Below are 18,505 nucleotides of genomic sequence, written 5' to 3'. Positions count from 1 at the left end.
TAACAATCAAAAACAGGAGTTTTCCATGAGCATTCCCGAAGCAGGCGGTCAGCCTGCCGAATACGAGTTGTGCATCAGTCGCTTGATTGATGCGCCACGCAGCAAGGTGTTCCGTGCCTGGACCGAGCCGCAGTTGCTCGCCCAGTGGTGGGGGCCTCACGGCATGACCACGCCGGAGTGTGAAATGGACCTGTGGGTCGGTGGTCAATTCCGCACGCTGATGCGCGCACCGGATGGCAGCGAGTACCCGACGTCGGGGGTGTACCTGGAAATCGTAGCGCCGCAGCGGATTGTCTTCACCGATGCCTTCAAACCTGGTTGGATCCCCTCGGGCAAACCGTTCATGACCGCCGAAGTGACGTTCGATGAGGTCGACGGCAAAACGCTCTACACGGCCCGCGCCATGCACTGGTCCGAAGAGGATCGAGAGAGCCATGAAGCCATGGGGTTTCATGACGGCTGGGGGCAGAGTCTGGACCGGTTGGTGACCCTGGTGACCACGGGCATGTCGGACTGATGCCGGGCGAGTCGGTCAAGGCGCTGGTCGAGACGGTTTACCGCAGTGAATCGCGGCGCATCCTCGCTACATTGATTCGCCTGCTGGGCGATTTCGACCTCGCCGAAGAGGCTTTGCATGAAGCCTTCTTCGTCGCGGTCGAACGCTGGCAGCGCGATGGCGTGCCTGACAATCCGCGTGCCTGGCTGGTGTCGACCGGGCGCTTCAAGGCCATCGACGGTTTGCGCCGTCGGGCACGATTTGCCGCCTCGCAAGCGGCATTGGTCGCACAGCTGGAAGAACTCGAAGAGGCCGACTGGAGTGCTGAAGATGTGGAAGACGATCGCTTGCGGCTGATCTTCACCTGTTGCCACCCGGCCCTGGCAGCGGATGCGCAGGTACCGTTGACGCTACGCGAAGTCTGCGACCTGACCACTGAGGAAATCGCCCGGGCCTTTCTCGTTGCACCGTCCACTATCGCTCAGCGCATCGTGCGTGCCAAAAGTAAAATTCGTGACGCAAAAATCCCTTATCAAGTGCCTTCCATTGCCGAGTTGCCCGAGCGTCTGGACAGCGTGTTACGGGTGATTTATCTGGTGTTCAACGAAGGGTATTCGGCGTCGGTCGGCAGCGAGCTGACTCGCGAAGACCTGACCCGCGAAGCGATCCGTCTCGGTCGTTTGCTGATGGAACTGTTGCCGGAGCCCGAGGTGATGGGGCTGTTGGCGCTGATGCTGCTCAATGAATCGCGGCGCCCGGCCAGAACCTCGGCGTCGGGCGAGTTGATCGTGCTCGATGAACAGGACCGTTCGCTGTGGGATGCCCGGATGATTGCCGAAGGTTGCGCGTTGATCGAGCAGGCGCTGAGCACTCGCGGCTTCGGACCGTATTGCCTGCAAGCAGCGATCTCGGCGGTGCATGCCGAAGCCTCGACGCCCGAGCAAACCGACTGGCCGCAGATTGTCGGGCTGTATGACGTGTTGCTGCAGGTGCAGCCTTCGCCGGTGATTGAGCTCAATCGCGCGGCGGCATTGTCCAGGCGCGATGGACCGCTGGCGGGGCTGACACTGATTGAAGGGATTCTGCAGCGAGGCGAGCTGCTCGACTATCACCTGGCCCATTCGGCACGCGCAGAGTTTTGCCGGCAACTGGGGCGTGTTGAAGAGGCGAGGGCGGCTTATTTACGTGCCCTTGAGCTGACTCGGCAAGTGCCGGAACGACGGTTCATCGAGCGGCGGTTGAGTGAGCTCAATTGATTGCAGCGCCTCATCAGCCGTAGGAGCTGCCGAAGGCTGCGATCTTTTGATCTTCAGCACTCTTGCAGACGCCAAAAGATCGCAGGCTACGCCAGCTCCTACGCCGACCGTGTATTCCCGGGATTGATGGATGCACGTCGATCCCCGAGACCCTTTGATCACTCCAGCATCTTGGTCAGCAACCAGCTCCCCGCCGGCCCCGGCGGATGCAGGCGTGACCAGAGCGCGTCGACCGCCACCGGTTTCGGCCAGCCGCGGACCTTGAGCTCCTGCAACGAACCCGCACCAAAGCGCCCGACCAGCCAGCGCGGCAAGGGCGCCCAACCAAAACCGCCTTGGGCCATTTCCAGCAGCATCAGATAACTGGGCGCCGACCAGACCCGGCCTTGGGCGCGGGTTTCGTACGGATTGATGATCGTCGCCAGACGCAACTCGCGGTGCTGCTGCAGGATGTTTTTGTCGACCTTTTGCAGTGTCGCCAGCGGATGTTCGCGCGACACGAACAAGGCAATTTCCGTGCGCTCGTCGAGCGTCGCGCTGTTCAGGTCTGCCGGGTAGTCGGACTGCATTTCGGCGAAGGCAATATTCGCGCGACCGCGTTGCACCAACGCGATCAAATCGTCGCACTCGGCAATCAGGCATTCGAGTTCCAGATCGGGATAACGCTGCTCGAAGTCGCTCAACGCGGCTTCAAATCGGTCGGACTGCCAGGTGTCGGAAATCGCCACCGTCAGTTTCGCCTCAACGCCCTGGGACAGCTGCGCGGCGGTCATTTCCAGACGGCTGGTGGCGGCCAGAATGTCCTCGGCGCGTTGCAGCATGACATGCCCGGCCGAGGTCAGGCTGGGCTTGCGACTGCTGCGATCGAAGAGCATCACGTTCAGGTCGATTTCAAGGCTCGCGACGGCCGCGCTGATGGTCGACTGGCTCTTGCCGAGTTTGCGTGCCGCTGCGGAAAACGAACCTTGGGTCGCCGCCTGGACGAACGCCAGCAGCACTTCATGTGAGGCCATGAACTATCGCCCTGATCGATGGTTAATGGTTATGAAGTATCGGTGTGGTGGTAGATGATGGCAACCACATTCACCCAGGGAGCTTGATGATGAGCACCAATAAATCCTTTATCGAACGTGTTTTTCAGGCCATTGGTTTCGAACTGTTGGCGGTCATGCTGTGTACACCGTTGCTGGCGTGGCTGATGGACAAACCGATGCTCGAGATGGGCGCCGTGACCATTGCCATCGGTCTGATCGCCTTGGCCTGGAACGTGCTGTTCAACGGTCTGTTCGACCGTCTGCTCAAGCGCCTGGCGCTTGTCCCGAGTGCCGCAACCCGGGTCTTGCACGCCTTGTTGTTTGAGGGCGGTCTGGTGGCGGTCAGTGTGCCGCTGATTGCCTGGTGGCTGAACGTCAGCCTGATGCAGGCGTTGATTCTGGACATCGGCGTGTTGCTGTTTTTCCTGCCGTACACCTACATCTACCACTGGGCTTACGACGTGGTTCGTGAGCGGTGGGTGATGCGCCAGTCTTGCGAGGGATAAAAGCAAAGATCGCAGCCTGCGGCAGCTCCTACACCGATCGAGTACAGCCACAATTTTTGCGGATGTATTCAACCTGTGTAGGAGCTGCCGAAGGCTGCGATCTTTTGATCCTGATTACAAAAACATCCCGCCCGAAGCTTCGATACGCTGCCCATTGATCCACTGACTACCCGGCGCCAGCAACAGCGCAATTGCGGCGCCAATGTCGTCGGGTTTGCCGGTGCGCCCCAGCGCCGTATTGCTTGCCACCAGTTGGTTCACCTCCGCGTTATCACGCACCGTACCGCCGCCAAAGTCGGTTTCGATGGCGCCCGGTGCGAGGATATTCACCGCAATGTTCCGTGCCCCAAGTTCCTTGGCCTGGTAGCGGGTCAGCACTTCCATCGCCCCCTTCATCGCTGCATAGGCACCGTACCCCGGCAGGCTGAAACGGGCCAGACCGCTGGAGATATTGATGATCCGGCCACCGTCATTCAGCAGCGGCAACAGGTTCTGGGTGAGGAAAAACGGCCCCTTCAGATGGACGTTCATCAGCAAATCGAACTGGGCGACCGTGGTGTCGGCGAAGTTCGCATGCACGCCGACCCCGGCGTTGTTGATCAGAAAGTCGAAGTGCTGGCGGTCGAAGTGGTTTTTCAGGACATTCCCGACCTCTGTGGTGAAGGCGCCGAAACCTTCGCTCTGACCGACGTCGAGTTGCAGCATGGCGGCGCGACCGCCAAGGCTTTCGATTTGCGTGACTAGCGCCTGGGCTTCGTCGGCGCGGCTGTTGTAGGTGCCGATAATGTCGATGCCCTGGGCTGCCAGATGCAGGGCGGTGCTTTTGCCGAGGCCACGGCTGGCGCCGGTGATCAATGCGATTTTGCGGTTCATGGGACGTTCTCCAGAGCAGTGAGTGATGATGGGAGAAAGTTTATTTATCCGCCTTTAGGTGATAAACAGGCTGAAATCGGAATCACTGGTCGGATAACCCGAACAATAAAGAGTCGGCCTCATGAACAAACTGGAACTGTTGCGCACCTTCGTCCGGGTCAGCGAAATGTCGAGTTTCACGCTCGCGGGCGAAAGTCTCGGCTTGCCTCGTTCCACCGTTTCCGAGCACGTCCAGGCCCTGGAGACCCTGCTCGGCACACGCTTGCTGCAACGCACCACGCGCAAGGTTCAGGCAACTCAGGACGGTCTGGTGTTATACGAACGCAGCAAGGACTTACTGTCGCACATGGATGAAATCGAAGGACTGTTTCGCCAGGACGAAGCCTCGCTGACCGGGCGTATTCGAATCGATATGCCCAACATTCTGGCCCGGCGGGTGGTGATGCCGCGCCTGCCGGAATTCATGGCGCTGCACCCCAACCTGGCGCTGGAAATCAGCAGCACCGATCGTCGGGTCGATTTGCTCAGTGAAGGATTTGATTGCGTGGTACGGGTCGGCGCGCAACCGGATCAATCGGTGGTCGCTCGTCACCTGTGTGACTTTGCCATGGTCAACTGCGCTAGTCCTGCCTATCTACAGCGCTATGGTGTGCCACAACGGCTGGAAGATCTGGCGCAGCATCGGCTGGTTCATTATGTCGGCGTACTGGGTTCACGGTCGGAAGGTTTTTTGTACGAGGAGGAGGGCAAGCTGCATCGAATGCCGATGACCGGCAGTGTGACGGTTAATAATACCGACGCTTACGAGTCAGCATGTCTGGGTGGTTTCGGGTTGATCCAGGCGCCGCTGATGGGGATGCAGCCGTACCTGCTCAGTGGTGAATTGGTGGCGGTCTTGCCGCAGCTGAACGCACCGTCCTTGGAGGTTTCGCTACTCTATGCCCGGCAACGGCATTTGCCATTGCGAGTGCGGGCGTTCATGGACTGGCTGGGGCACGTTATCCAGCCCATGGCCTGAAGAACGACAAATCCCTTGTGGGAGCGAGCTTGCTCGCGATGAGGCCATAACATCCAACATCTATGTCGACTGTTCTGCCGCCATCGCGAGCAAGCTCGCTCCCACAGGAAGTGATGCGTCAGACGTGGAAGTAACCCACGCAGGAGTCGAACGGCAGGCGCTTGAGTTCGATCTTGTTCAGGTCGAAGACTTCGCGCAGGGCTTTGGTTTCGCCCGGGAAGTTGCGATAGGCGACTTCGTCCAGCACCACGATGGCGCCTTTTGGCATGTACGGCAGGAAGGTTTCCAGCGCGACCTTGGTCGACTCGTACAGGTCGGTGTCGAGGATCAGCATCGCCACGACCAGGTCCGGACGGGTCTTGACCCACTCAGGTGCAGTCTTGCAGATGTCGCCCTTGACCAGCTCGCAACGCGGGATGCGGTTGACCGGACGCAGCAGGTCGTTGGCGTCGATCATGTCCTGGATCAGCGACTGGTCGGTGTCGGAGAACATGGTCTCGTTGACGTCGGCCGGGTCTTCGTCCTTGTTGATGCTCTGGAAGCCTTCGAAGGTGTCGAAGCCAACGATCGAACGGTTGATCGCGTAAGGCTCCAGGATCATCGACAGGTGCATGTAAAGCATCAGCGAGTTGCCCTTGTACACGCCGCACTCGACGATCGCGCCCGGGATTTCGGCGACCTTCTTGAACAGTTCCATGCGCGACAATGCAGCGGTCACGCCGATGCGGTTGGCGAACACGAAGGGGGCATCGGCCACGTACTCGGCGTCGACGCGCTTGAGGACACCCGCGCGGGTTTCGTTGTATTGGGCCTCGGCAGGCGTAATGCGACGCTTGGTCATTATTGGATTCCTTGGAAATTCGAGAAGTCGTGGGCGTGGAAATAGTCTTTGAAGCCGGCGCCGACATCCGGGCACGCGCTGTCGACGTTGATCGCGCCGCGCTTGTGCTTCAGGTCGCCTAGGTGCATCAGGCGGAAATCCACGCTGAAGCGGGTTTGTTCGGTGTAATTGGGAACCGTGCCGTGCAGGTGTGAACCGGAGAAAATCAGCATTTCGGCGGTGTTGCCGGCAATGCGGATTTCGGACGCCGCGTCGATGTCCTCGGTCGGTACCGGGTGCTGACGGGCTTCTTCCTTGACGTTGTCCTTGGCGCGCTGGCGTTGCACGCCGATCCAGTCGGAGAGGCTCCACTGTGCCGAAGTGTTCTTCACCGGCTTATCGAAGTACGCCGGGTTGATCATCATGGTCTGGTCCGGCTGGATCGTATAGACCGGCATCCAGGTGTTGATCTGGCAGTCGACGCCGCCGTACCAGGTGTCGCGATGAGGTTTGTACGCATAGCTGACGCCGGCGTGCAGGTAATCGTAGTTGGGCACAACGCGAATCCGCGGCACGTCGAAGATGAACTCTTCGGGGGCTGCACCGATTTCTTCGGTGAAACCACGGATCAACTCTTTGGCCCGCAGACTATTGGTGAACTGGCCTTTGAGCCGGGTTACCAGCACCACGAACTCTTCCACCGGCATCAGGCGGTGCAGGGCCTGGTGGTCAGTCTCGCCGTCAAACGCGGCGGTGATGCTTTCCTGAGCAAAAGCACAGAGTTCTTTTGCTGCATTGAGCTGGGTGTTCAGGAAGATATCGCCAGCGTAGATGGCGCTTTTGAAGTCAGCTTTCTTCTGAAGCTGATTGATGTACAGATTCACGGTTCCCCCTCCTGAATGCATCGGGTCTCTTAAGAGTCGGCACCAAGGTAACAAACTGAAGCCCGAACCAGCGGGTGCTGAACCAAATAGTGCTTAATCCACTGATTTTGCGACGAAATGCCTGAGGCGAAAAGATCGCAGCCTTCGGCAGCTCCTGCAGGTGTACGCAATCCAATGCAGGAGCTGCCGCAGGCTGCGATCTTTTGATCTTAATAATCCGCCCGCTTGCGAAACGCCCAGCGCCCGGCCAGTACGGTAAACGTCGCGACCAGTGCCACCAGAATCCAGAACCCTTCGGGGTCGCCGGAAAGCGGTATCCCGCCGACGTTCATGCCGAAGAAACCGGCAATGATGTTGATCGGCAACGCCAGCACCGTGACCACGGTCAGGGTGAACAGCGTGCGGTTGCTCTGTTCGTTGAGGTTGGCGGCAATTTCTTCCTGCAACAGTTTGATCCGTTCACCCAGCGCCGTGAGATCGTTGATGATCAGCGCGAACTCCTCGGTGGATTTGCGCAGTTCCTTGACGTCCTCTTTCTGCAACCACTGCGGCGGACGATTGAGCAGACGCAGCAACGAACCCGGCTCCAGCGCCAGCAGCCGTTGCAAACGCACCAGCACTCGACGATTGACGCCCAGTTCGGCGCGGTTGGTGGACAGTCGCGATGACAGTAACTCATCCTCGATCTGGTCGACGCTCTGGCTGGTCTTGCGCACGATCTGCGTCAGCACTTCACCCTGGTCGCGCAGTAAATGCACGAGCAGTTCCAGTGGCGAGCGAAAGCATTCGCCAGCCTTGACCGAGGAACGCAGCTTGTCCACCGAGTGCAGAGGTTGCAGGCGCGCGCTGATGATCAACCGACTGCGGGCGCAGACCCAGAGGGTCGAGACGTCCGAAGAAACCATACTGCTGAGGTTGAACACCACGTCGTTGACCACCGCCAGCAGCGCCGAATCGACGTGTTCAATGCGAGTCGAGCGCGAGCCTTCGTGCAAGGCTTCGAAGAATTCCTCCGGCAACTCCAGATGCGCTTTCATCCAGCGCTCGCACGCGGCGTGGGCGAGGTTCAGGTGCAGCCAGAGGAACTCGTCTTCAGCGCCCGGTTGTTGCAGCAGTTGCAGCGCCTTGGCCGAGTCGATCTCGCGGCCGCGTTCGCCGGGGCGAAAGCTGAAACCATAGAGCAGGCCGAACAGGTCGGAATCGCGGTGGCGTTGGTCGATGCTGTGGTTCATGGAGTCTCGCTGAAGGGAGGCGCCTGTCGTACGTTTCACAGGCTCACATGAGCGGCATCATGGCAACGCTGTTTGACGGTTTTGTGACAATTTGATTCGGCTTGTAACCGGGGCTTCTACCGGCGGTCGGGTCGGTTTCAAGAAACCATGGCCTGCGCCGATGACGCCTAGGCAGGATCAGGCACTTTGGTGCCTGGCCCGCATGTTGTTGACAGGGAGGTCCGGACATCCTGCGTGCCCCTTCGGGGCGTGTCTTATCCCTGTCATGAGTATCACTCGATGTTTTTGCAAAAATCCCTGAGAGCGCAAATCCTCGCACTGCTGAGCGGCAGCCTGATCGCGATGTTGCTGATCGCCTTGGCCTGTTTTCACTTTCTCTCCAGCGGGGTGCAGAACTATCGCAACCTGATCGAAGGTCCGCTGCATACCTCGCAACTGATCGATGAAGCCAATCTGCAATTCAAGGCCCAGGTGCAGGAATGGAAAAACGTCCTGTTGCGCGGCAAGCAACCGGCTGACCTGGACAAATACTGGAAGCAGTTCGAGGATCGTCAGGGAGACGTACAGAACATTCTCGGTGAGCTGACCCGCCAACCGGGCATCGAAGCGTCGCTCAAGGCTCGCCTTGAAAGCCTGCGCGATGCGCACCGTGCTCTCGGAGGCGCTTATCAGAAGGGGCGGGAGGCTTTCCTGGCGGCTGGTGCTGACCCTACGGCGGGAGATAGTGCGGTCAAAGGCGTGGACCGCGCCACCAGTGAACAGATGAGCGAGTTGGTCAATGAGCTGCGCAAGCAGGGTCGCGAGCAGTCGACGTTGATCAGCGCCAGTGCCGATCGCACGGTGTTGCTGGGAATCCTGGTGATGCTGGCTTCGGGTCTGTTGATTGGCTTGTTCAGCCTGTGGCTGGTCAACCGCAATCTGGTGGAACCCATCCGCAAGTTGATTGAATACGTTGCGCAATTGAGCCAGGGCCGTTTCGCTGAGCGGGTGGCGAGCGATCGTCAGGATGAGCTGGGCAAGCTGGCGGTCGCGGCCAACACGTTGCGCGATTTCCTTGCGGAAACCTTCAGCCGTTTGCAGCGCAGCGCGTCGGATCTGGACAGCGCCAGCGGCGAGTTGAACTCGATTGCGACGTTGATGGCCCATGGCACCAACGAACAGTTCAATCGTACCGATCAAGTCGCCACGGCAATGAATGAAATGTCCGCCACCGCCCAGGAAGTCGCTCGTCATGCGGCCGACGCGGCGCGGGCCGCCGATGATGCCGATCAGTCGGCACAACAGGGCGAGAAGGTCATGCAGGGCACGATTCACACCATCACCCGGATGCGCGGCGAAATCGCCAACACCGCTACGGTTATCCGCCAACTGGAAACCGACAGCGGACGCATCGGCAAGGTGCTGGAAGTGATTCGCGGCATCGCCGAGCAAACTAACTTGCTGGCGCTGAACGCCGCCATCGAAGCCGCTCGAGCCGGTGAAGCCGGACGCGGGTTTGCCGTGGTGGCCGATGAAGTTCGCAGCCTGGCCCAGCGCACGGCGGCGTCGATCATCGAAATCAACCAGATCATCCAGAGCGTGCAGACCGGCGCGGTGGACGCGGCGCAGGCCATCGAAAGCGGCCAGTCGCGCAGCGAGGAGAGTGTCGAGCAGGTCACCCAGGCCGGGGCCATGCTTGAGCGCATCACCGCCTCGGTGGAGGCGATTCGCGATATGAACCGCCAGATCGCCACGGCAGCCGAAGAGCAGACCTCGGTGGCCGAAGACATTTCGCGCAATCTGACCGAGATCACCAGCATCGCCAGTACCAATCTGGACAACGTGCAGCGCACTGAAGCCGCGAGCAACAACCTGCACGGTTTGTCGGGGCAATTGAGTGCGGTGACGGCGCGCCTGAGCGCCTAGGCAACAAACAGTGTATCGGCACGCTAACCGTGTCGGTACACGATCCCTCTCAAGTGTGGGCGTTGCGCGTCGATGATGGGGCTATCCCTGAACCGCATTGAAGGAAACGCCCATGGTCAGCATCACTTCGGTCTCGATCAATCAGACTCTGTCCACTACCACCAGCAAGACGGCTATCAGCGACAGCACTGACACCACTCAAAGCACCACCGCGACGGGCAGTTCGACTGCCGACAGTGGCAAAGTCGCAGCCGGTGGTGCGCCTGCGTCAGGTGACAGTAGTTCGAGCAGCAGTAGTGAGTCGGATGCGGTAAAAACGCTGCGCAAGCAGATTGCCGAACTGCAAAAGCAATTGCAGGAGCAACTGCAACAACTGCAAGCCGCTCAGGCCAGTCAGGAAAGCGCGGATGCCAAAGCGGCGAAAGTCGCGGCGGCCCAGTCGCAGATCGCAACCACCTCGGGTTCATTGCAGACCGCTACGGCGGCGTTGACGCAAGCGCTGCAAGCGTCAGGCAGCAGTACGTCGGGGTCGTTGGTCAGCACGACGGCGTGATAGTTCGTGCGCCTTTGATGTTCGTACCCCACGAAATTCGTGCCGCTGGTCGGATTCAGGGGTAGAAAAGGCCTTGATTTACCGCTTACCTGTTAGTTCTGACAGTAGACGGGGTGGCGTCCTGAGGGTTGTATGGAATGGTCAGCGCAGCCTGCGCTAGTTTTTCTGTCAGGAGCGATCCCATGTCTTTGAGCAAATCGGAAAAATTGGAAAAGTCGGTGAAATTGGACGTGTGGGAAAAGTTGAAAATCCTAAGCATGACCCCGGCGCCCGGTTACGACGGGCAAGTCGATGAGCCGTCTGGAGCAGGTCTGCCAGCTAAAGTGTCAGGTGGGCAAGGCTATGAAGCAAAAGATCATCTACAGGTGTTCTTCAACACAGTGCGCGTGGTTAGTCGCGATATCACTGACGATGAAGCAGAAAAAGGCGTCAGCTTTAATATAGAGAAAAAATTCGTTACAGAGGGTGTTTACACGGTCAAATATCGCATTATCAACAGTCAGACTGGAGACATCTCCGACTCACTTGAATTGAAGCTCAAGGTTAATTCGGCTACGTAGTACTTGCGCCCTAACTAGCAGGTCCGGCCACCCTCACGTTCAAAACGCAGAAAAGCCGCGGAACCCAAAGGTCACGCGGCTTTGTGTTGGGCGATTTACTTCTCTTGTTTGTTGCTCAGCACCTGGCCGCTTTTTGCATCAAGTTTCACATTCCACTCGACGTTTTTGGCGTCGCGGATTTCGACCTTGTACTCATAAGCGCCGGTTTTGGCGTTGTGCTCAAGCTCGGTGTCCTTGATGTTCGCCGCAGTAGCGCCTGGGTGTTCGGCGAGCGCGGCCTGATTGAGCTTCTCCATGTCCATCACGGTGCCGTCCTTGAGCAGGCCCGGGATCAGGTCCGGGCGCACATCGGCCATGGCGAAACCGGCCGTCAGGGTCAGGGCAACGGCAGTGAAAAGGGCAGTCAGCGTTTTCATGGGGTCATTCCTTGGGTGAGCTGTTCAAGTGGCGTCAGGTTAGCCCGCGCAACTTAATTCACCCTTAAAATTCACTTGAGCCCAATGCAATCCTTAAGGATCAAAATGCGAACCGGCGTAGGAGCTGGCGCAGCCTGCGATCTTTTGATTTTTCGTATTGAATAGAGGATCAAAAGATCGTCCGAACGCGGCCCGAACCTTCGGCAGCTCCTATCTAGAAGCCGTTGTTCTCAAGCAACTGTTCAACGCTGGCTGCTGCCGGGCGCTTGTAATACTTGAGCAGTTCGCTGGCGCGATTGGTGAAGATGCCATCGACACCGGCGTCCATGACCTTCTTGTAGTCCACGGCATCGTCGATGGTGTAAGCGTGCACCAACATGCCTTTGTCGTGGGTGTACTGGTTCATCCATGGCTGCACCAGGTCGGAATAGCTTTGATCGCCGCCGTTGGTCAGCGCCGCCGAAGGTCCGGTGCCGATGGCGCCCTGAGCCTTGGCGTAGTCGATCCATTGCTCGAATTCGGCTTTGTCCTTGGGTTCCTGTTTGGCGTAGTAAGTGGCTTTATCCATGTCACCGGATTCGGCGAAGGTCACCTTCGACTTGGGCTCGATGCTGCCTTCACCCACCCACAGCAGAAGAATCTTCGGCACTTGCGGCATTTCTTTTTGCAGCAGTTCGAGGCTGCTCTTCTCGAAGGTTTGCAGGATCACTTTGCCTTTACCCTGGCCGACGCTCAGCTCACTTTTGGCCAGCTTGGAACCGGCCGGGCTCAGCCAGCCGCGGTCCTGAAGCTTGTCCTTGAGATCACGCTCAATGCCGGGAAACTGCTTTGGTTCTTTGGTTTCGATGTACAGGCCAGGCTTGTGCAGCGGGTTGCCCTGGGCGATATCGATGATTTCGTCCAGGGTCAGGATTTTCAGGCCGGCGTAAGCGGGGCGAGCGCGATCCGGGTGGGCGGTGTTGAACCAGCTGCCGGCGTCGAGGGTTTTAAGTTCAGCGAGGGTGAACGCGTTGGCCGGGCTGTCCTTGCGCTCAGGAAATTTGGTTGCAACATCGGTGGTGCGTTGCAGGTTGTTGTCATGCAAGGCGAACAGCACGCCGTCCTTGCTCCGTTGAAGGTCCATTTCCAGGTAGTCGGCACCCAGGTCACGCGCCAGTTTGTAGGAGGCGGCGGTGGATTCGGGGGCATCGAAAGAGGCGCCACGGTGGGCGATTACCGCCGGGTGCGGGATCCCGGTGGCGGTGGCCAGAGCCGTCGGGCTCTGTTGGCTGGAAGCCTGTGCCTGGCCAAGGCCGAGCATCAGGCTCAGCAACAGGGCACTTTTGGTGTAGGTAACAGGCATAGTCGAGGTCCTTTCGTAAGAAGCGATTTCAAAGAAGTACCTTTTAACAATTGAGCGCCGGATGTGCTATCGCCAAACCGACATAAACGTGTGTGAGGCGTGTTTTTTCCGCGCTTTTGTGCAGCCCTTTGCAGTACGATCGGCCTCGGCAGTTTCCCCGTCAGAGGGAAATCCCGGAACATTCGTCATCCCGCCCTGCGTGTAAACCATCGTTCAGCTGTCCTTCGGGACGCATCCATGAGGTTTACCATGCGCATCACGTCCGAGTTCATCTGCCAGGCCGCCGACCAGCTCAAAGGCTTCGTCGGTTTCAATCGCAAGACTGCTCACTACATCGTCCGCTTCAGCGAAGACTCCTTTGGCATGGACGTCGCCGACGACGCAATCATTCCCGCCAGCGAGTTCGTTTGGGCACCGGCGCAGGGCCAGACCATGACCCTCAAGCGCGAGTTGATCCGGTTACTGCTGGAGCAGAACATCGACGACCGGATCAACATCACCGAACCGCTGCGGGTCTACATGCGGCGTGAGGACTTACCGGAGATCACCGCGCTGCGCAGTCTGGTTCAGGCCGGCTGACGCTCGAAGGCATAAGCGCGTTCGACCTTGCACACCCTTGTCTGAAACGTTTCATACCAGGTCGAGCGCCCACGCTCGCGGGTCGCGCTGTGCTCGGCGTGCTGTTTCCAGGCGAGAATCGCCTCTTCGCTGGACCAGTAGGAAACGGTGATGCCGAGCCCGTCTTCACCGCGAGCCGACTCCACTCCGAGAAACCCTGGTTGGTCGCGGGCGAGTTCGACCATGCGTTGCGCTGCTTGCTGATAACCCTGGTCCACGGTGGTGCGCAGCGACGTGAAAATCACCGCGTAGTAAGGGGGCGACGGTGTGTTGGCGATCATCTGCGGTTCCTCGCGCAGGCCTTGATAAAGGCGTTGATCAAAGGTGGCGGGGTGCCGGCGAGCGCCGCACGTTCAGGTTGAAACAAGGTGGCGACAAAGAACGGATGATCGCTGAGTTCTACGGCCCGTAGATCTCCTGCCGAATCGTGGCCGCTGGCGTTGAGGTTGTGTGTCAGAAGTTGCGCTTCGAACTCGGGATTGACCCCGTAGCGGCAATGGTAGCCTTCTTCAATTTCTTTGGCTGCGTAGGCATTGGCGATCAGCGATCCTTCCATCAACCGGATGCGGTCTACCGCCTCGACCAACGAACAGACAAGTGGCGTGAGCAATGCGCGGGCCGCGTCTGGCGAGGTTTCCCCGTGTTCGGCATCGGCCCAGCCCAGGACGTTGCGCGCGTATTCGAGCACCGCGTGTTGAAAACCACCGCAGGTGCCGAGGAACGGTCGCTGCTGTTCGCGAGCAAAGCGGATCGCCAACAGCGCACCGTCTATGTTGCGGTACGGGCTGGCAGGCACGCACCAGAAGCCGTCGAAACCCGCGAGTTGAGTGCTTGCATCAATACTGTCGGTGGCTAACCACTGAAACCGAACATCAAGTTCAGCGTGTTGTGCGGCCATGTTCAGCGCCAGGGGAATTGCCTGATGGGCGGTGACCTGTGGGTCGTAGTCACCGATCAGTGCAATACGTAGTTGAGGGCTTGTTTCCATGGGGTCTCCCAAGACTTGTTGATTCCTGGAACCCACTATAGATTGGCGTTCACGCAACCAATATTGGCGTTTACCCAAGTGTTCAATGCACCGACGCACTATCGGCTGGATTACCCGGACCTCGCCTTGATTCTCGCTCTGGTGCGCGGCGGCTCTCTGGCCCGGGCAGCGGCACTGCTGAAGGTCGACGTTTCGACGGTGTTTCGTGCAGTTCGGCGCCTGGAAGCTGCGTTGGGCCAGGCGTTGTTCGAGAAAAGTCGCGCCGGTTACTTGCCGACCACACTGGCCCGAACCCTTGCCGAGCAAGCCGAGCGCGCCGAACAGGCGCTGGAAGCGGCGCGGATTGGCGTGGAGCAGGGCGGTGAAATCATCAGCGGTACCGTACGCCTGACCTGCACCGACTCGGTTTTGCATGCGCTGCTGTTGCCGGCGCTGGCGCAGTTCATGCCGACGTATCCGGCGCTGACGCTGGAGCTGAGCACCTCCAACGATTTCGCCAACCTCAGCCGCCGCGATGCCGATATTGCCTTGCGCTTGACCCGCTCACCGCCGGAGCATTTGGTGGGGCGGCGATTGGGCGCGGTGTCGTACCGGGTTTGCGCCAGTACGGCGTATCTGAAATCGGTCGACTCAAGTGATCTGACGCGGCTGAACTGGATCGCCCCGGATGACTTCCTGCCTGACCATCCGACGGTCATCTGGCGTCGTCAGCAATTTCCCGGTGTGCTGCCGAGCTATCGCTGCAACAGCATGCACTCGGTCACCGAGTTGGTGCGTGCCGGGCTTGGCATTGCCGCGTTGCCGGACTTTCTGGTCGAACCAACGCAGGGGTTGCGCGCATTGAGCGAACCCCTGCTCGATTACGACACCAGCCTGTGGCTGCTGACCCGTCCGGACTGTCGCGCATTGCGCTCGGTGGTGACGCTGTTCGACGAGTTGGCGCGTTGGGTGCGATTACCCGATCAGGAGCGTTGCTGATCCTTCAGAACGTGTTGATGCATCTGCAACGTCAGGTTCTCGATGCGCTCGGTCAGCTCTTTGGTCATCTCGGTCAGTCGGGTGTTTTGTTCAAGCAACGCCAGTAACTGCGCGGAGGTCTGCGCGGCTTGCGCTTGCCGTTCGCTGTTGGCAATCGCCAAGGTCTCGCGGTGTAGCGCGTCGGCTTCGGATTGGGCTTTGTCGCGAGCGGCCTGACGGGTTTGCGCGAGCAAAATAAGCGGTGCGGCGTAGGCCGCCTGCAGGCTGAACGCAAGGTTGAGCAGGATGAACGGGTAGACGTCGAACGTCGTTACCCCGGTGACGTTCAGCATGATCCAGACCGCGACGATGAGGGTTTGCGCACCGAGAAAGGTCGGGGTGCCGAAGAAGCGTGCAAAGGCTTCGGCCTTCAAGGCAAAGGTGTCATTGCCGAAGGTCGACGCCAAATGGGCGTGCGGCCGGTGGAAGCGCAAGTGATCGACGGGGACTTTTTCTTCGGGTTTGGTTGAATTCATGATGCTCTCTGCAATGCCATGGGACTGAGGCTCACTATAGCCCGGCAAGCCCTTGGCTGACGCGATCACTTTTTTGCGCCGATCCTGGTACCGGATACTCCTTGAAACACTTTGTTGTGTTTTATTCAGAGCTTCTGTCCATCGGGTAAAACACGTGAATAGTGTCATTTATTCCACATGTACTTATCCGTGCCCTTCAAAGCCACTAATGCCTACCGTTGATAGCAGGCCAGAAACATGTCCAGCGTCGACTCTACGACAGTGGTCTGCATTTCGGGCGACAACGGCGGCAGGTTCAGGGATATCTGCGGCCAGAAGGCAAATGCCTTGAGCATTCCCTGTAGTTGCTGGGCCGCAAAGCCAGGGTCTACAGGCTTGAGGCGACCATCAACTTGTGCGGCGCGAATCCAGGTGGTCAGCCCCTCTTCATGTTCGCCAATTCGCGCCACCATGTCCTGGCCCCGTTCTGGCGAATGGATGGTGGCGGCGATGGCAACCCGCGCCAGATCAAGGAAATTGTTGTCACCCAACAGCTGCAATTTGCAGTGCAGTAACTGGCCGAGCTGTTCGCGCAGCGGCAGGTCTGCGCGATAGCAGTTGTCCTGTTGCGCGGTGACGTTGGCCCACAATCTTTGCAGGATTTCGGCGAACAGCTCTTCTTTACTGGGGAAGTGGTTGTACACCGTGCGCTTCGACACGCCCGCGGTGGCGGCAATCGTGTCCATGCTGGTGATGTCGAAACCGTTGGCACGGAATTCGGCAATCGCCGCCTGAACGATGGCTTCGCGTTTACGGTCGGTAAGGCGCTGTGGAGCTGTCATAAATACGCTTCGGCAGAGAAAAGGGGGGAATTACACTTGGCAGTTTACTTATTCCCGGCTTTGTTGCAATCTTGAAACTACACTGTGCAGTGTAGTTTGTGCAGTTAAAAATAGAGTTTGCGGCTGACGCGTGCGTGCATTGGCCATTTATCGTCCGAAAAAGAAAAGCCGTACCTCGTCGGTTTTTCTGGAGTCACTTGAACATGGCCACTTTCTCTTCCCAAGCTGATAGCGCCACTGAACCGAAAACGTCCCGGCAGGAACAGGGGCACTACAGCAATCATGCGACCGTACCGCGAGAAGGTTTTCGCAAGACCTTACGAATTTTCTGGAACATGCTTTTCCACAAACCGCGTAACACACGACCGGCTGGTGTGATTCCGGTTCAAGCGCTGACTCGCGAACAACTGCTCAGCGCGCCGAATCACAGTGTTTTTCGCCTGGGCCATTCCACTGTGCTGCTGAAACTGCGCGATAAATTCTGGCTGACGGACCCGGTCTTCGCCGAACGCGCATCGCCGGTGCAATGGGCCGGCCCCAAGCGCTTTCATCAGCCACCGATCAGCCTTGAGGAGCTGCCTCCGATCGAGGCGGTAATTTTGTCCCACGACCATTACGACCACCTCGACCATCAGTCGATCCTCAAGCTGGCAGACAAAACCAAACACTTCCTCGCGCCACTGGGTGTGGGTGAGACGCTGATCAAATGGGGCGTCGATGCCAGCAAAGTACGTCAACTGGATTGGTGGGAGGGGACTCAGGTCAGCGGCATTCATTTTATCGCGACGCCTTCGCAGCACTTTTCCGGGCGCGGGTTGTTCGATGGCAACAGCACGCTCTGGGCCTCGTGGGTAATGATCGACGGGGACAAACGGATTTTCTTCAGCGGCGACACCGGCTACTTCGACGGTTTTAAAGCGATCGGCGAACAGTTCGGTCCCTTTGATCTAACACTGATGGAAACCGGCGCGTACAACGTCGACTGGCCGCACGTTCACATGCAACCCGAACAAACCCTGCAAGCACACATCGACCTCAAGGGCCGTTGGCTGCTGCCGATTCACAACGGCACTTTCGACTTGGCGATGCACGCCTGGCATGAACCCTTCGACCGTATCCTGGCCTTGGCCTGGGAACGCAATGTTTCCATCACCACGCCGCAAATGGGCGAAGCGTTCAGCCTCAGCCAACCACAGTGTGGACAGGCTTGGTGGCTGGAGGTTGAGGAGACGACAGATCAGTTGGTCGTTAACAGCTAGGTACGTACGCCTATTCCACGGATTGTTCTGCGCAGATGCTGGTACAGCAGACTCTGCCAGTGTTGGGGGAGGGAACCCCCATCAGGAAAAAACCACTTCAATCCGACCTTCGCGCCTCGATCTCGGCGCTGGTTTGACGATGATCTGTACATCGCGTCCGAGCCGTGAGAGACACTCCATCATCTTGGCTTCACTGATGCCCCGAAATTTCCCGCGCAGCATTTCGGAGAGTTTGGGCTGTGATAACCCCAGGATCTCGGAAGCCTGAACTTGGGTCAGGTGACGGGCCTTTATGATTTCGCCGATCTTTGCCGCGAGCTGGGCTTTAAGGCGCATTTCGATGGGGTTTCGACTTTCCAGGTCGTCATAAATATTTCCGGTGCTTTCTTCGATCTCAATCATGTCTAGATCCTTGATAAGTTTTGCGGGGA

The 18,505-nt window shown here is 58.6% G+C and carries 22 protein-coding genes; 10 read left to right on the top strand and 12 right to left on the bottom strand.

Annotated elements, in window-relative coordinates; genetic code table 11:
- Window positions 1-25: 25 nt before the first annotated feature.
- Together AC1RKH_RS21575 and AC1RKH_RS21570 are read left to right on the top strand one after the other, a co-directional pair.
- Window positions 26-517, top strand: coding sequence for an SRPBCC family protein (locus tag AC1RKH_RS21575; protein WP_493063115.1), 492 nt, complete (start codon window positions 26-28; stop codon window positions 515-517).
- Window positions 517-1,752: an RNA polymerase sigma factor gene (locus AC1RKH_RS21570; protein ID WP_493063114.1), complete on the top strand. Its 1,236-nt coding sequence runs from the start codon at window positions 517-519 to the stop codon at window positions 1,750-1,752. The genes AC1RKH_RS21575 and AC1RKH_RS21570 overlap by 1 nt, the downstream gene beginning before the upstream one ends.
- Window positions 1,753-1,910: 158 nt before the next feature.
- Here AC1RKH_RS21570 and AC1RKH_RS21565 read toward each other — a convergent pair whose 3' ends face one another.
- Window positions 1,911-2,765 (bottom strand): LysR family transcriptional regulator, encoded by an 855-nt coding sequence (locus tag AC1RKH_RS21565; RefSeq protein ID WP_493063113.1) that lies wholly within the window; start codon window positions 2,763-2,765, stop codon window positions 1,911-1,913.
- Between the two features lie 89 nt (window positions 2,766-2,854).
- Here AC1RKH_RS21565 and AC1RKH_RS21560 point away from each other — a divergent pair, with 89 nt between their 5' ends.
- Complete coding sequence (locus tag AC1RKH_RS21560) at window positions 2,855-3,292, top strand: multidrug/biocide efflux PACE transporter (protein WP_493063112.1); 438 nt, start codon at window positions 2,855-2,857, stop codon at window positions 3,290-3,292.
- A gap of 114 nt (window positions 3,293-3,406) precedes the next feature.
- Here the strand turns inward: AC1RKH_RS21560 and AC1RKH_RS21555 are convergent, their stop codons facing one another.
- Window positions 3,407-4,165 (bottom strand): SDR family NAD(P)-dependent oxidoreductase, encoded by a 759-nt coding sequence (locus tag AC1RKH_RS21555; RefSeq protein WP_123426744.1) that lies wholly within the window; start codon window positions 4,163-4,165, stop codon window positions 3,407-3,409.
- A 121-nt stretch (window positions 4,166-4,286) separates the two neighbouring features.
- Between AC1RKH_RS21555 and AC1RKH_RS21550 the strand changes: the two genes are divergently transcribed.
- Entirely contained in the window at window positions 4,287-5,183 is an 897-nt protein-coding gene (locus AC1RKH_RS21550; RefSeq protein ID WP_493063111.1) for a LysR family transcriptional regulator, read from the top strand.
- Window positions 5,184-5,301: 118 nt separating this feature from the next.
- Here AC1RKH_RS21550 and AC1RKH_RS21545 read toward each other — a convergent pair whose 3' ends face one another.
- From AC1RKH_RS21545 to AC1RKH_RS21535, 3 genes are all read right to left on the bottom strand, one after another.
- Window positions 5,302-6,024 carry a TylF/MycF/NovP-related O-methyltransferase gene (locus tag AC1RKH_RS21545; RefSeq protein WP_071553741.1) on the bottom strand — a complete coding sequence of 241 codons (723 nt, stop codon included), beginning with the start codon at window positions 6,022-6,024 and terminating at the stop codon, window positions 5,302-5,304.
- Entirely contained in the window at window positions 6,024-6,887 is an 864-nt protein-coding gene (locus AC1RKH_RS21540; protein ID WP_493063110.1) for a hypothetical protein, read from the bottom strand. The genes AC1RKH_RS21545 and AC1RKH_RS21540 overlap by 1 nt, the downstream gene beginning before the upstream one ends.
- Before the next feature lie 209 nt (window positions 6,888-7,096).
- Window positions 7,097-8,119, bottom strand: a complete 1,023-nt coding sequence (locus AC1RKH_RS21535) for a transporter (protein ID WP_493063109.1) — start codon at window positions 8,117-8,119, stop codon at window positions 7,097-7,099.
- A gap of 279 nt (window positions 8,120-8,398) precedes the next feature.
- Between AC1RKH_RS21535 and AC1RKH_RS21530 the strand changes: the two genes are divergently transcribed.
- The 3 genes from AC1RKH_RS21530 to AC1RKH_RS21520 all read left to right on the top strand — a co-directional run bounded on the left by AC1RKH_RS21530 (window position 8,399) and on the right by AC1RKH_RS21520 (window position 11,137).
- The gene (locus AC1RKH_RS21530) at window positions 8,399-10,024 is read left to right on the top strand and encodes a methyl-accepting chemotaxis protein (RefSeq protein WP_493184050.1); all 1,626 of its coding nucleotides are present in this window, start codon (window positions 8,399-8,401) and stop codon (window positions 10,022-10,024) included.
- Window positions 10,025-10,136: 112 nt separating this feature from the next.
- Window positions 10,137-10,577, top strand: coding sequence for a hypothetical protein (locus tag AC1RKH_RS21525; protein ID WP_493063108.1), 441 nt, complete (start codon window positions 10,137-10,139; stop codon window positions 10,575-10,577).
- A 182-nt stretch (window positions 10,578-10,759) separates the two neighbouring features.
- Window positions 10,760-11,137: a hypothetical protein gene (locus tag AC1RKH_RS21520; RefSeq protein ID WP_493063107.1), complete on the top strand. Its 378-nt coding sequence runs from the start codon at window positions 10,760-10,762 to the stop codon at window positions 11,135-11,137.
- 95 nt (window positions 11,138-11,232) lie between these two features.
- Here the strand turns inward: AC1RKH_RS21520 and AC1RKH_RS21515 are convergent, their stop codons facing one another.
- Window positions 11,233-11,553 (bottom strand): PepSY domain-containing protein, encoded by a 321-nt coding sequence (locus tag AC1RKH_RS21515; protein ID WP_493063106.1) that lies wholly within the window; start codon window positions 11,551-11,553, stop codon window positions 11,233-11,235.
- Between the two features lie 214 nt (window positions 11,554-11,767).
- Window positions 11,768-12,895 (bottom strand): glycerophosphodiester phosphodiesterase, encoded by a 1,128-nt coding sequence (locus AC1RKH_RS21510; RefSeq protein WP_493063105.1) that lies wholly within the window; start codon window positions 12,893-12,895, stop codon window positions 11,768-11,770.
- Between the two features lie 249 nt (window positions 12,896-13,144).
- On the opposite strand from AC1RKH_RS21510, the gene AC1RKH_RS21505 reads away from it, so the two are divergent.
- Entirely contained in the window at window positions 13,145-13,474 is a 330-nt protein-coding gene (locus AC1RKH_RS21505) for a DUF2025 family protein (protein ID WP_493063104.1), read from the top strand.
- Here the strand turns inward: AC1RKH_RS21505 and AC1RKH_RS21500 are convergent.
- Window positions 13,462-13,794: an antibiotic biosynthesis monooxygenase family protein gene (locus AC1RKH_RS21500; RefSeq protein ID WP_493063103.1), complete on the bottom strand. Its 333-nt coding sequence runs from the start codon at window positions 13,792-13,794 to the stop codon at window positions 13,462-13,464. The two genes, AC1RKH_RS21505 and AC1RKH_RS21500, sit on opposite strands and share 13 nt — an antisense overlap.
- Complete coding sequence (locus tag AC1RKH_RS21495) at window positions 13,791-14,501, bottom strand: CTP synthase C-terminal region-related (seleno)protein (RefSeq protein ID WP_493063102.1); 711 nt, start codon at window positions 14,499-14,501, stop codon at window positions 13,791-13,793. Before AC1RKH_RS21495 ends, AC1RKH_RS21500 begins: the two co-directional genes overlap by 4 nt.
- Before the next feature lie 15 nt (window positions 14,502-14,516).
- Between AC1RKH_RS21495 and AC1RKH_RS21490 the strand changes: the two genes are divergently transcribed.
- Window positions 14,517-15,479 (top strand): LysR family transcriptional regulator, encoded by a 963-nt coding sequence (locus tag AC1RKH_RS21490; protein ID WP_493063101.1) that lies wholly within the window; start codon window positions 14,517-14,519, stop codon window positions 15,477-15,479.
- Here the strand turns inward: AC1RKH_RS21490 and AC1RKH_RS21485 are convergent.
- Both AC1RKH_RS21485 and AC1RKH_RS21480 read right to left on the bottom strand, forming a co-directional pair.
- Window positions 15,464-15,994: a DUF1003 domain-containing protein gene (locus AC1RKH_RS21485; protein ID WP_493063100.1), complete on the bottom strand. Its 531-nt coding sequence runs from the start codon at window positions 15,992-15,994 to the stop codon at window positions 15,464-15,466. The genes AC1RKH_RS21490 and AC1RKH_RS21485 overlap by 16 nt on opposite strands.
- 212 nt (window positions 15,995-16,206) lie before the next feature.
- Window positions 16,207-16,815 carry a TetR/AcrR family transcriptional regulator gene (locus AC1RKH_RS21480; RefSeq protein WP_493063099.1) on the bottom strand — a complete coding sequence of 203 codons (609 nt, stop codon included), beginning with the start codon at window positions 16,813-16,815 and terminating at the stop codon, window positions 16,207-16,209.
- Between the two features lie 203 nt (window positions 16,816-17,018).
- On the opposite strand from AC1RKH_RS21480, the gene AC1RKH_RS21475 reads away from it, so the two are divergent.
- Window positions 17,019-18,074, top strand: a complete 1,056-nt coding sequence (locus tag AC1RKH_RS21475; RefSeq protein WP_493063098.1) for an MBL fold metallo-hydrolase — start codon at window positions 17,019-17,021, stop codon at window positions 18,072-18,074.
- Window positions 18,075-18,155: 81 nt separating this feature from the next.
- Here the strand turns inward: AC1RKH_RS21475 and AC1RKH_RS21470 are convergent, their stop codons facing one another.
- Window positions 18,156-18,476 (bottom strand): helix-turn-helix domain-containing protein, encoded by a 321-nt coding sequence (locus AC1RKH_RS21470; protein WP_493063097.1) that lies wholly within the window; start codon window positions 18,474-18,476, stop codon window positions 18,156-18,158.
- Between the last annotated feature and the right edge of the window lie 29 nt (window positions 18,477-18,505).

It is taken from the genome of Pseudomonas sp. GW822-FHT06B12 (assembly GCF_058799675.1).
Note: the sequence above shows the minus strand (reverse complement) of the source record. Positions and strands in the feature narration are given on the sequence as shown.